The organism is Porticoccus sp. W117, from assembly GCF_030341905.1.
Taxonomy (GTDB): domain Bacteria; phylum Pseudomonadota; class Gammaproteobacteria; order Pseudomonadales; family Porticoccaceae; genus SCSIO-12696.
Window position 1 is genome coordinate 1 of the sequence record NZ_JATAAF010000019.1, and the last position, 12,840, is coordinate 12,840.

Sequence of the window (12,840 nt, forward strand, 5' to 3'; positions counted from 1 at the left end):
CCATGATCCGTATGCGTATCTGAAAGATGTGTTGGAGAAACTGCCAACACAGAAGAGCAACCGGATTGAGGAATTGCTGCCGCATAATTGGAGTGAGTCGGTCAAGGGGTGATGACCGGACGCTTACAATAGTCCTGCAGCTCAGCCAGGTAGATATTTTCAGCCTCTCCCAGCAAACGGCTCACAGGCTCTTGAACATTAGGGTTCAAATGAACCGGGTAAAGTATCTGAGCGTCTGGATATGCCTGAGATACCTTGAGAAGCGCGAGACACATATCTTCAAAACCTTGTCCAAAATTCTCCCTACGGTGTCCAGTAACCAAAATAAGCTTCTTCTGAGCATCTAAAAATGGGTATAACTGCGACAGCTTTTCCCCAAGCAGCTGATCTGACTCGATTTTTCTCGACACCCAAAATAGGGCATCAATTACTGTGTTCCCCGTAATATGGACTGAAGACTTATCCACACCTTCGCCATACAGGTTATCTCGAGCAATAGACGTCGGTGCAAAATGGTATTCCGTGAGGCTTCCCGTCAACTTTCTATTCGCCTCCTCTGGCCAAGGGGAATAAATATTGCCAGTTCGTAAGCCAGCCTCTACATGCCCTACAGGGATTCGCATATAAAAAGCAGCTAGAGACACCGATAGAGTTGTAGTTGTATCTCCGTGCACGAGAACAATATCAGGCTCAAAATCTTCCAGTACAGGCTTAATAGAGGTAAGAATGCCTGACGTAACATCAAAAAGGCTTTGGCCAGGCTTCATGATATCCAGATCATAATCCGGAATAATTTCGAATAACTCTAATACCTGATCAAGCATTTCACGGTGCTGTGCCGTCACACACACTTTAACCTCAAAGCGTGGATCACTTTTCAGTTGATGGGCTAAGGGAGCCATCTTTATAGCTTCCGGCCTTGTTCCAAATGCGAGCAATACTTTCTTAATCATTGATTTTTAAGAGGTTAGCCACTTATCTCTATACTGAGCCTTTCCAGTTCCAATACTGGATTCTGCGCCTGAGTAATCGGTCGGCCAATTACCAAGTAGTCTGAGCCGTTTGTAATAGCTTGTTTCGGAGTAACAATTCGCTGCTGATCACCAGCACTGCTGCCTGCAGGGCGGATTCCCGGAGTGACAAGCTGAAAATCCTTGCCATAGGCGGCTTTCAAGCTCGATGCCTCTTGCGCTGAACAAACCACGCCATCCAAGCCACTCTGCTTAGCCAACCCTGCCAAGTGCAATACCTGTTCTGCAGGTGAGCGGGATACTCCAATTTCGCTCACATCTTCCGCAGACATACTGGTCAATACAGTTACCCCTATCAACAAAGTATCACTACTCTGCCCTTCCAGCTTGGCCTTCGCCGCCGCCATCATTTTACTGCCACCGGAGGCGTGCACGTTGACCATCCACACACCCAGATCTGCTGCGGCAGCAACCGCATTAGCTGTAGTATTAGGAATATCGTGGAATTTCAGGTCAAGGAATACATCAAAACCTTTCCCCACCAAATTACGAACCAGCTCTGGGCCAGTAACAGTGAACAGCTCTTTACCCACTTTCAAGCGGCAGAGTGATGGCTCCAGCCTGTCCACCAACTCGTAAACCGAATCGGGGTTGTTGTAATCCAGGGCAACGATAATTTTGGGATCAGAAGGCATGGGCTACTCAGAGTACCAGGAAAAAAGTCGAGGCATTCTACAACAAACAGTGAAAAGTCACGAGATTGCCGCGTCGCCTACGGCTCCTCGCAATGACGATGGTGTTACCTGTCAGCGCGAAGCGAGCCCTGTCACCTGTAGCCTGTAACCTTTCAATGGCCGTTCGGCTTTACCGCCCCCCACTGTTTACAAGTCGGACAAAGCCAGTGCATTTTCTGGGCGGAAAAGCCGCAGCTGCGGCAGCGGTAGTTATGGCGCTCGGCCAATTGCTGCTGGATAGCAGTTATTGATAATAACCCACTGTCTCGTCGCTCTCCCTGCTCGGGGCGTTCCCAATGCATCAGCTGCAGCAGCGCAGGCAGGGACGTCTTTTTGTCCAGTTGCTCACGCAAAAAGGCGATAGCCTGTTCCTCGCCCTCTACAGCTTTCAATTGCTCGGCCAAAGCAAGCAGCAATTTATCCGTGGGGTACTGACCAAACAGCTCCCTCAGATATCCCACCAGGTCTTTTTCTCTACCCAGCTCCTGATAAGCCCGGCAGATAGCATCTACCGCTTCTGGCAGCAGCTCATGATCCTGGGTCGGAATTCGCTCCAGGCGCTTAAGCGCGCCGGCGCAATTTCCCTGGTCCACATCCAATTGCGCCAACAGCAAGCTGGCCCTCACCGAGCTCTTGTCATACTTCAAAGCCTGGCGGAGGTGCTGCCGTGCCTGCACAGAGTCACCGTGCTGCAATGCCTGTTGTGCCAGTTCACAGCAAAAATGGCCACGTTCCAAGCTGCCTCCGCCACTGGAAAATAATCGCCGGCGAGGCCACAATCGGTCTGCCACACCAATGGCGTTTTGCCATTCCTGCTCGTCCCGGTAGATTTCCAGAAGGTGTTCTAGGGCTTGCTGTCGATAACGATCGGACATTTCTGCCAAGTCCAGCATTAGCCGCTCTGCCCGATCCAGCAGCCCCGCCTGCATAAAATCCCGCGCCAATTCCAACTGAACCTGATAGAGCTGCTCTCTGTTTAATCGTGGGTGAGATAGCAGGTTTTGGTGAATGCGAATGGCCCGTTCCACCTCCCCCCGGCGACGCATCAGTGCGCCCAGCGCCATATGGGTTTCCAGAGTGTCGCTATTGACTTCCAGGGAGTGGATGAAAGTATCGATGGATTCATCCGGCTCTTCGTTGAGCAGGAAGTTCAGGCCGCGAAAATAACTGTCTTTGGAAAGAGGTTTGTTGCTGGAGTGTTGCTTACGAACCCCCTTGAGCGTACCGAGATACCAGGCCGTCAACAGTGCAGCGCAGGAGGCCAGAACAACAATTGCTACTTCCACCGCCCCCATCATCAAGCGCTACTGCTGCTGTTTGGAGAGCTTCACTTCGGCCGCCAACAGCTTTTGCCGATAACGCTTGGCGGCATGACGATGTTTAAGCATGGAGGGGAGCGTTAACAGAGTACCGAAGGAAACAAACAGAATAAACAGCAAAGCCACAAACATGCCCAACTCTACACCGGGCAACTGAAAACCCAGCAAGATAAAGCTAACCTCCTGAGTATTATCGCGGCCAATCCAGATACCCAGCAGCAGGACGACTAGAAGAGAGATATAAAGGAGGATTTTTTTCAGCAGGGCCATGCCGGGCTCCGAGCAAGGAGATAGTATTACCGGGATAATAGCGGCGGATTACGCCTTTGGCTAATCTGCCCTACGGAAACCAAGGAAATTAGACAGATTGCTCACGCAACATACTGTCATTTACCCGCTCGCGCAGCTCTTTACCGGGCTTGAAGTAAGGCACATATTTGCCAGACAGCTCAACAGAATCGCCGGTTTTCGGGTTACGGCCAATACGCGGCGCCCGGTAGTGCAGGCAGAAGCTACCAAAACCGCGCACTTCAATACGGCGGTTATCCACCAGCGCGTCGGTCATACTCTCCAGGATCATTTTTACCGCAAACTCCACATCCTTGGGCATCAGCTGATCCTGACGAGTGGCGAGTCGTTCGATTAATTCGGATTTAGTCATTACTTTCCCCATTGCAACTCGCTGAAAATATTATATTTTTTGTTGAGATGCAACAAAAAGGGAGACAAATGGGCAGGATGCCCGATTTGGGCGCCGAAGGCGGGTGCAGCCCGAGCACCAAGGAAGGTGCGAGTCACTAAAGACGGGAGATGAGAGACGTAAGGACACTGTCATCCTGAGCGGCGCAGCCGCGTGAGGATCTCAGAGCTTGAAAATTTTGAGATCCTCACGTCGGCTTCGCCTCCTCAGGATGACGACCTACTAACAAAAAAGGGGCCGCCGAAGCAGCCCCTTTTTCAAGACTTGATACAAGGATACAGACTTAGTCTTTCCCTTCCATCTGCGCCTTAATCAGGTCACCCAGAGTCGCAGGCTGTGCCGCTTCAGCGGACTGCTTGCTGTGCTCTTTGATGGCGGCCTTCTCTTCGGCAAAGTCTTTGGCCTTGATCGACAGGCTGATCACGCGGTTCTTGCGGTCAACGTTAACGATCTTGGCTTCTACTTCTTCACCTTCTTTCAGCACGTTGCGGGCATCTTCTACCTTCTCGCGGCTGATTTCGGAGGCTTTCAGAGTGCCTTCGATTTCGTCCGCCAGGGTGATGATGGCTGCTTTGGCGTCAACTTCTTTGATCACACCAGTAACGATAGAACCTTTATCGTTGGCGTTCAGGTAGTCGTTGAACGGGTCACTGTCCAGCTGCTTAACGCCCAGAGAGATGCGCTCGCGCTCGGCGTCGATAGACAGGATAACGGTTTCCAGCTCGTCGCCCTTCTTGAACTTGCGAACCGCTTCTTCGCCAGTTTCGTTCCAGGAGATGTCGGACAGGTGAACCAGACCATCGATACCGCCGTCCAGGCCAATAAAGATGCCGAAGTCGGTGATGGACTTGATCTTGCCGCTGAGCTTGTCGCCTTTGCTGTGCTTGGTACCAAAGTCGTCCCAGGGGTTAACCTGACACTGCTTGATACCCAGAGAAATACGGCGACGCTCTTCGTCGATATCCAGAACCATCACTTCCACTTCGTCGCCCAATTGAACAACTTTGCTTGGGTGGATGTTCTTGTTGGTCCAATCCATTTCGGAAACGTGTACCAGGCCTTCTACGCCGTCTTCAAGCTCAGCAAAGCAGCCGTAGTCAGTGAGGTTGGTGACTTTCGCCTTGGTGCGAGTACCTTCCGGGTAACGACCAATGATGTTCACCCAGGGATCTTCGCCCAGTTGCTTCAGACCCAGAGAAACGCGGTTGCGCTCGCGGTCGAATTTCAGCACTTTCACATCGATCTCGTCGCCAACAGCAACGATTTCGCTTGGGTGTTTGATGCGCTTCCAAGACATATCGGTAATGTGCAACAGGCCGTCGATACCGCCCATATCTACGAACGCACCGTAGTCGGTCAGGTTCTTGACGATACCCTTCAGCTGTACGCCTTCTTCCAGCTTGCCCAGCAGTTCTTCACGCTCGGCGCTGTTCACTTCTTCCATCACAGCACGGCGGGAAACCACTACGTTATTGCGCTTGGCATCCAGCTTGATAACTTTGAATTCCAGCGGCTTGTCTTCCAGGTGAGCGGTTTCGCGAATCGGGCGAACGTCAACCAGAGAGCCAGGCAGGAAGGCGCGCAGGCCTTGTACGTCAACGGTGAAACCACCTTTAACCTTGCCGGAAATAACACCTTTAACAACTTCGTCCGCTTCGTGGGCTGCTTCCAGAGCAATCCAGGCTTCAGCACGGCGGGCTTTTTCACGGGACAGTCGGGTAGCACCGAAGCCGTCTTCAACAGCTTCCAGGGCAACCTGTACTTCGTCACCAACTTCGAGAGTGCATTCGCCGTTCTCATCCAGGAACTGGCTGGCGGGAATAACACCTTCAGATTTCAGGCCGGCGTGTACGGTAACCCAGTCGCGGTCAACATCGATAACAACGCCAGTAACGATGGCGCCAGGGGCCATCTCAACGGTTTTTAAACTCTCTTCAAAGAGTTCTGCAAAGCTTTCGCTCATGAACATCTACCTATAGTAGTGAGCCTGCGTCTTTTGAATAGGCGACGCGGAAGCTCTCAGCCGTACAGTCAGTTATACGGGTCATCAATATTAAGGACGTTAGCGCGCAATTCTGACTGATCACGCCAACATCCAGCTTTATAATGCCAATTTGGTTTATAAGCCCCAAGCCGGGATGCCTCGTTGAGAGACAATAAGCAACACCGAATTCAGCACTTCTTCAATGGCCATGGACGAAGAGTCAATCACCACTGCATCGTGGGCCGGTACCAGCGGCGATACTTCACGGGTTCTGTCCCGTTCGTCTCTTGCCCGCACCTGTTCCACGAGGGCGGCGAGATTAACAGATTCACCCTTATCAATCAACTGCTTATAGCGGCGTTCTGCACGCACTTCCGGGCTGGCATCCAGGAAGATTTTCACCTGCGCCAGAGGGAACACCACCGTACCCATATCACGGCCATCGGCCACCAGACCCGGTGCCTGCACAAACACCCTCTGACGGTGCAACAGTGCGTCTCGCACCGCCGGAACCGCAGCCACTTTCGAGGCATCCGCTCCCGCATCTTCCGTGCGAATATCGCGGCTAACATCTTCACCCTCCAGGCGCACTTTGACGCCCTTGTCGGTGGTATCAAACGCAATATCCAGGTGCGCTGCCAGCACTGCCAGCGCTTCCACATCGTCCAGGGCAATACCGTGGCGACGGGCCGCCAGGCCCAGCAAGCGGTATAGAGCACCGCTATCCAGATAGTGATAACCCAGGTGTTTCGCCAGCAGTTGGCAGATGGTGCCCTTGCCAGAACCGCTGGGACCGTCGATGGTGATTACCGGTACTTCTATAGTCATAAATACGTTCCGTGTGAGATTCAGTATCTCAGCTCTATTCAATAGGCACGCTTGCTGCGCAAGCTACAGCACGGGCTTCGCCCTACAGGACGCCCGCTTAGCGGGCTACAGCTTAAAGGGGTGCTTTTCCTGTAGCGCGTCAGCGCGTCCTGTCTTCTGTAACCTGTATCCCTGTTTTTTGCGCCAATTCCACAAAACCGGGGAATGATGTGGCCACATTGTTACAGTTGTTAATACGTACCGGCCCGGTGGCGCGCAAGCCTGCCACAGCAAACGCCATAGCAATGCGGTGGTCGTCACAGCTTTCTACTTCGCCACTGCCAATTTTTCCGCAACCAGAGTCGCCACCATTGATAATCATGCCGTCGGCGGTTGGCTGAGCATCCACGCCAAGAATCTGCAAACCATCCGCCATGGCCTGAATGCGGTCACTTTCTTTCACTCGCAGCTCTTCCGCGCCGGTCAATACGGTTTGCCCTTCCGCACAAGCGGCAGCCACAAACAGGGCCGGGAATTCATCGATGGCCAGCGGCACCTGATCTTCGGGTATGGCAATACCTTTCAACGGCGCGTAGCGAACACGGATATCCGCTACCGGTTCGCCGCCAATCTCACGCTCATTATGCAGGTCAATATTGGCACCCATCAGGCGCAGGATATTAATCACACCTATTCGGGTGGGATTAATGCCTACGTGTTGCAGGGTAATATCGGAGCCAGGGGCAATGGCAGCAGCCACCATAAAGAACGTAGCGGAAGAAATATCCGCGGGTACATCAATGGTGGTGGCGCTGATCTTGCCGCCGGAGCGAACCGTGGCACTGGCACCGTCCCGTTCTACCGGGTAGCCAAAGCCAGACAGCATGCGTTCAGTATGATCACGGGTGGGGGCTGGCTCGGTGGTGCGAGTCTCCCCTTGTGCATAAAGTCCTGCCAACAACACACAGGATTTCACCTGAGCGCTGGCCATGGGCAGCTTGTAGTCAATGGCTTTTAAATGGCTGCCACCTTTAATACGCAACGGCGGCCTGCCATTTTCGGCGGTTTCAATGCGAGCACCCATGGTGCGCAGCGGTTCCGCCACTCGGTTCATGGGGCGGCCAGATAGAGAGTGGTCGCCGGTCAGCTCCGTATCAAACGCCTGCCCAGCCAATAAGCCCGATAGCAAACGCATGGAGGTGCCGGAGTTGCCCAAATACAGTGGCCCAGCAGGTTGCTTCAATCCGTGCAAACCAACGCCGTGAATGGTGACGCGGCCATTCCCTTGTCCATCACCTCCACCTTGATTAGTGGGCCCTTCAATCACTACCCCCATATCCCGAAACGCCTGCAAGGTAGCGAGGCTGTCTTCCCCTTCCAGAAACCCAGTGACCTCGGTAACGCCCTCGGCAAGAGAGCCCAGCATAATGGAACGGTGGGAAATGGATTTATCACCAGGCACTCGCACAGTGCCATTAACGGCTCCGCCCGGTTGCACAGTAAAAATTACGTTGTTGTCGCTTTCTGGTTCCATATAGGCTTTCATTTCCAGCATTTTAGTAAAGTGGTTGCGGGCTTCCCGGGCGCGGGTAAACACCCCCAGCAGGTACTCGCTGTCACCAGCGTCAATGGCCTGGCGCATCTCCGCGAGATTACCCATCAAGTGATCGATTGTTGATACCAGTGCGCCCCGGTTCGCCTGGGCAATGTCGTGCCACATCACCGGATCGCTGCCAGCAATGCGGGTAAAGTCGCGAAAACCACCGGCGGCGTAACGAAATATCTCGCGGTTGTCTCGCATTCCAGCCAGAGTATCCACCAGCAAAAAAGCCAGCATATGAGGAAGATGGCTGGTGGCGGCCAACACTTCATCGTGCTCGGCCACAGACATTTGCTCAGTGGTTGCACCGGCGCCCTGCCAAAGCTGGACAATACGTTGCAGGTGTTGCTCACCGGTGGAGTCGCTCGGGGTCAGGATGACTTTGTGATTTTCAAACAGCTGACTGTTAACCGCTTCAATGCCGCTGTTTTCACCACCAGCGATGGGATGACCAGGAACAAACTGACTGGGTAGCTGACCATAAATGCGAGTGGCATCAGCAACCACGCTGCCCTTTACACTGGCCACATCGGTGATCGTGACCTGATCACTGACAATTTGCGATACCTCCGCCATTACCTTGGCAACCGCCAGGGTGGGCACCGCAATCACCAGCACATCTCCTGCCGCCAATTCCCCGGCAATATCAGCCAGTGAAGTGACTGCGCGATCAGCTACAGCGGTTTCCAAAGCACGGTCGCACACCTGCTGGCTGCGGGATACGCCGATAACTTCAGTACACAGCTGGCGCTCGCGGGCCGCCTTGGCCAAGCTACCGCCAATCAGGCCAAGGCCGATAACGACCAGTTTGTTGATTACAGGGGAAGACATGCGTTTTGTTCAGTGCTGTATGTCATCGCGAGCGCAGCGAAGCGAACCAGAGACTTTTCATTGAAGCCACTAGATTGCCGCGTCGCTTCGCTCCTCGCAATGACGGAATCATTTATTACACTCATGATGACAGTATTCAGTGGGCTGCCCGTAACCCGTAACCCCAACCCGTAACTCGCGACTCAAAGCACGCCCTTCGGATAGGAACCCAATACTTTCAAATCTGCCACTTTATCCCGCACCTGCTGCAACGCCTGACTTACCACAGGGTCATCCACATGGCCTTTAAAGTCGATAAAGAACACGTAGTTCCACTTGGTTGTGCGGGATGGCCGGGTTTCGATACGGGTCAGGTCGATACCAGCATCGTGAAACGGCAGCAACAGGTCGTGCAGAGCACCAGCCTGGTTGTGGGCGGTAACAATCACCGAGGTTTTGTCATCGCCACTGGCGGGCACATGCTCGCGGCCAATAATAAAGAAGCGGGTGGAGTTGTCCGGACGGTCTTCAATGTTTTCACGCAAACGAGATAAACCAAACAGATCTGCCGCCATATCACCGGCGATGGCCGCCGAGTTCCACTCCCCTTTAACAAACTTGGCCGCCTCCGCATTGCTGCTTACCGCTATTCGCTCGATGCTGGGGTAATTGGCGTCGAGCCACAGACGGCACTGGGCAAGGGACTGGGCATGCGAGTAAACCCGGGTAATGTTTTCCGGCCGGGTGTTTGGCCCCACCAAAAAGTGCTGGTGAATACGCAATTCCACTTCACCACTGATGCCAACGTTGGAATCCAGGAAGCTGTCCAGGGTGTTGTTCACAACACCTTCGGTAGAGTTTTCCACCGGCACCACGCCGTAGTCCACGGCACCGGCGACTACTTCGCGAAACACATCGTCGATGGCGGCCATGGGCATGGTCACCGCCGAATGGCCAAAGTGCTTTATTGCTGCTTGTTGGGTAAAGGTACCCTCTGGCCCCAGGTACGCGACTTTGATCGGGTCTTCCAGCGCCAGGCAGGCGGACATAATCTCCCGGAACAGCCGCGCCATTTCCTCGTCGTCCAGTGGGCCCTGGTTTTTTTCCAGCACCTTGCGCAATACCTGTGCTTCCCGCTCCGGACGGTAAAACGCCGATTCGCCGGCAGCCTGCTTTACTTCAGCCACTTGTTGCGCACAGTTCGCGCGCTTGCTGATCAGTTCCAGCAGGTCTTTGTCGATACCATCAATCTGCTGGCGCAGGGCATCCAATTTGTTATCGTCAGACATGTTACGACTCACTGTCAGAAGGCGCGTCGTCGCCCTCTTCGTCTTGTTCTTCAATTCGTGCCAAACCCACCAGTTGCTCACCTTCTTTAAGGCGAATCACCCGTACTCCCTGGGTGTTACGGCCAGAGGTGGAAATCTCTTCGCAGCGGGTGCGCACCAGTGTGCCCTGATCGGAGATCAGCATGACCTCGTCCCCTTCAAACACCTGTTCGGCACCTACCAGCTGACCATTGCGCTCGGAACTCTGAATGGCAATTACGCCCATTCCGCCGCGGCCTTTGGTGGGGTAATCTTCGATGGGGGTCTGCTTGCCGTAGCCGTTTTCCGACACGGTGAGTACGCGCCCGCCCTCTTGAGGAATAATCAGCGACAACACTTGCTCACCTTCCGGCAGACGAATACCGCGAACACCTCTGGAGATACGCCCCATGGAGCGCACATCCCCTTCCTGGAAGCGCATGGCCTTACCACCAGAGCTGAACAGCATCACTTCGCTGTCGCCATTGGTGATAGCGGTGCCCACCAGTCGGTCGCCTTCCACCAGGTCGAGGGCAATCAAGCCAACACTGCGGGGGCGAGAGAAAGCCGACAGCGGAGTTTTCTTCACGGTACCGAACTTGGTGGCCATAAAGATGAATTTGTCGTCACTGTACTCATCCACTGGCAGGATAGAGGTCACCCGTTCCCCCTCTTCCAACGGCAGCAGGTTGACCATGGGCCGGCCGCGAGACTGACGCCCCGCCACTGGAATCTGGTACACCTTCAGCCAATACACCTTACCGGCGTTGGTAAAACACAGAATGGTGGTGTGAGTGTTGGCGATCAGCAGGTGTTCGATAAAGTCCTCATCTTTCACCTGGGTGGCGGATTTGCCCATGCCACCACGGCGCTGGGCCTGGTAATCGTCCAGCGGCTGGGTTTTGGCATAGCCACCGTGGGAGATGGTGACCACACGATCTTCTTCGCTGATCAGGTCTTCAACGGTCAGATCGTGCTTGGATTCGATAATTTCCGTACGGCGCTCGTCGTTAAATTCGCTGACAATGGCTTCCAGTTCTTCACGAATGACTTCCATCAGCCGTTCCGGGCTGGCCAAAATGCCGAGGTATTCCGCAATTTCCGCCAGTTTGTCCTGATACTCCGCCAGCAGTTTGTCGTGCTCCATACCGGTGAGGCGGTGCAGGCGCAATTCAAGAATGGCCTGGGCCTGTTCCGGTGACAGGTAGTACATGCCATCCCGCTGACCAAACTTGTCTGACAGCTCTTCCGGGCGACAGGCGTCGGCGCCAGCGCGTTCCAGGAATTCGCTGATATTGCCCGAAGCCCAGCCGCGGGCGATCAACGCCTCTTTGGCTTCCGCTGGAGACTGGGAGGATTTGATCAGCTCGATCACTTCATCAATATTGGCAATCGCCACTGCCAAACCTTCGAGAATATGGCCGCGCTCGCGAGCTTTTCTCAGCAGGTAAACGGTGCGGCGGGTGACGACCTCTCGACGGTGGCGAACAAAGTTTTCCAGCAGCTCTTTGAGGTTGAGCAACTTGGGCTGGCCGTCCACCAGGGCAACGGTATTGATGCCAAAAACAGTCTCCAGTTGGGTTTGCGCGTACAGATTGTTGAGCACCACATCGCCCATCTCGCCGCGCTTGATTTCAATGACCACCCGCAGGCCGTCTTTGTCGGATTCATCTCGCAGTTCAGAGATGCCTTCAATCTTTTTGTCTTTTACCAGCTCGGCGATTTTCTCAATCAGGCGCGCTTTGTTCAGCTGGTAGGGAATCTCATGAATGATGATGCGCTCTTTGCCCTTGGTATCGGTTTCCACCTCTGCCTTGGCGCGCATGTAAATACGGCCACGACCGGTGCGGTAAGCCTGCAGAATTCCCGCTTTGCCGTTGATAATGGCACCGGTGGGGAAATCCGGCCCCGGCAGGTGCTCCATCAACTCATCGATGGTGATGTCTTCGTTTTCAATCAACGCCAGACAAGCGCGAATCACTTCACCCAGGTTGTGGGGCGGAATATTGGTGGCCATGCCCACAGCAATACCGGAGGAGCCGTTTACCAGCAGGTTGGGCACCCGGGTAGGCAGCACGTCCGGCATCATTTCGTTGCCGTCGTAGTTAGGCACGAAATCGACGGTTTCTTTATCGAGATCCGCCAGCAGAGAATGGGCAATCTTGTCCATGCGGATTTCGGTGTAACGCATGGCCGCCGGGGAATCACCGTCGATGGAGCCGAAGTTGCCCTGGCCGTCTACCAGCGGGTAGCGCAGGGAAAAATCCTGGGCCATACGCACAATGGTGTCGTACACCGCGGTGTCACCGTGGGGGTGGTATTTACCGATGACGTCACCCACCACACGGGCGGATTTTTTATAGGACTTGTTCCAGTCGTTCTTGAGTTCGTTCATAGCGAACAGAACCCGGCGGTGCACCGGCTTGAGGCCGTCGCGCACATCCGGCAAAGCCCGACCGACGATCACGCTCATGGCGTAATCCAGATAGGATTGACGCAGCTCGTCCTCGATATTTACCGGCAGGATTTCTTTGGCGATTTCACCCATGCTTGTGTGTATTCCTTATGATTTTTTATGGCCCACCAAGGGCCAGACACAAGCGCGGGA

At 54.1% G+C, this 12,840-nt stretch carries 11 protein-coding genes; 1 reads left to right on the forward strand and 10 read right to left on the reverse strand.

The window, feature by feature from the left end:
* A partial coding sequence (locus tag QSV34_RS12050; RefSeq protein ID WP_289152310.1) for a transposase domain-containing protein occupies window positions 1–112 on the forward strand: 112 nt, incomplete at its 5' end.
* On the opposite strand, the gene wecB is transcribed toward QSV34_RS12050, so the two are convergent.
* The 10 genes from wecB to gyrA all read right to left on the reverse strand — a co-directional run bounded on the left by wecB (window position 102) and on the right by gyrA (window position 12,780).
* Complete coding sequence (gene wecB / locus QSV34_RS12055) at window positions 102–953, reverse strand: non-hydrolyzing UDP-N-acetylglucosamine 2-epimerase (protein WP_353738390.1); 852 nt, start codon at window positions 951–953, stop codon at window positions 102–104. The two genes, QSV34_RS12050 and wecB, sit on opposite strands and share 11 nt — an antisense overlap.
* A 14-nt stretch (window positions 954–967) precedes the next feature.
* Complete coding sequence (gene pyrF / locus QSV34_RS12060) at window positions 968–1,666, reverse strand: orotidine-5'-phosphate decarboxylase (RefSeq protein WP_289155037.1); 699 nt, start codon at window positions 1,664–1,666, stop codon at window positions 968–970.
* Window positions 1,667–1,818: 152 nt separating this feature from the next.
* Entirely contained in the window at window positions 1,819–3,003 is a 1,185-nt protein-coding gene (gene lapB, locus QSV34_RS12065; protein WP_289155039.1) for a lipopolysaccharide assembly protein LapB, read from the reverse strand.
* A 6-nt stretch (window positions 3,004–3,009) separates the two neighbouring features.
* Complete coding sequence (locus tag QSV34_RS12070; protein ID WP_289155041.1) at window positions 3,010–3,294, reverse strand: lipopolysaccharide assembly protein LapA domain-containing protein; 285 nt, start codon at window positions 3,292–3,294, stop codon at window positions 3,010–3,012.
* Between the two features lie 88 nt (window positions 3,295–3,382).
* Window positions 3,383–3,685 (reverse strand): integration host factor subunit beta, encoded by a 303-nt coding sequence (locus tag QSV34_RS12075; protein WP_289155043.1) that lies wholly within the window; start codon window positions 3,683–3,685, stop codon window positions 3,383–3,385.
* A gap of 322 nt (window positions 3,686–4,007) precedes the next feature.
* Window positions 4,008–5,687 (reverse strand): 30S ribosomal protein S1, encoded by a 1,680-nt coding sequence (gene rpsA / locus QSV34_RS12080; RefSeq protein ID WP_289155045.1) that lies wholly within the window; start codon window positions 5,685–5,687, stop codon window positions 4,008–4,010.
* Window positions 5,688–5,843: 156 nt separating this feature from the next.
* A complete protein-coding gene (gene cmk, locus QSV34_RS12085) occupies window positions 5,844–6,536 on the reverse strand; it encodes a (d)CMP kinase (protein ID WP_289155047.1) in 693 nt (230 codons plus the stop codon).
* Between the two features lie 139 nt (window positions 6,537–6,675).
* Window positions 6,676–8,946, reverse strand: a complete 2,271-nt coding sequence (locus QSV34_RS12090) for a bifunctional prephenate dehydrogenase/3-phosphoshikimate 1-carboxyvinyltransferase (protein ID WP_289155048.1) — start codon at window positions 8,944–8,946, stop codon at window positions 6,676–6,678.
* Window positions 8,947–9,128: 182 nt separating this feature from the next.
* Window positions 9,129–10,214, reverse strand: coding sequence for a prephenate dehydratase (gene pheA, locus QSV34_RS12095; RefSeq protein WP_289155049.1), 1,086 nt, complete (start codon window positions 10,212–10,214; stop codon window positions 9,129–9,131).
* Between the two features lies 1 nt (window position 10,215).
* A complete protein-coding gene (gyrA, locus tag QSV34_RS12100) occupies window positions 10,216–12,780 on the reverse strand; it encodes a DNA gyrase subunit A (RefSeq protein ID WP_289155051.1) in 2,565 nt (854 codons plus the stop codon).
* Between the last annotated feature and the right edge of the window lie 60 nt (window positions 12,781–12,840).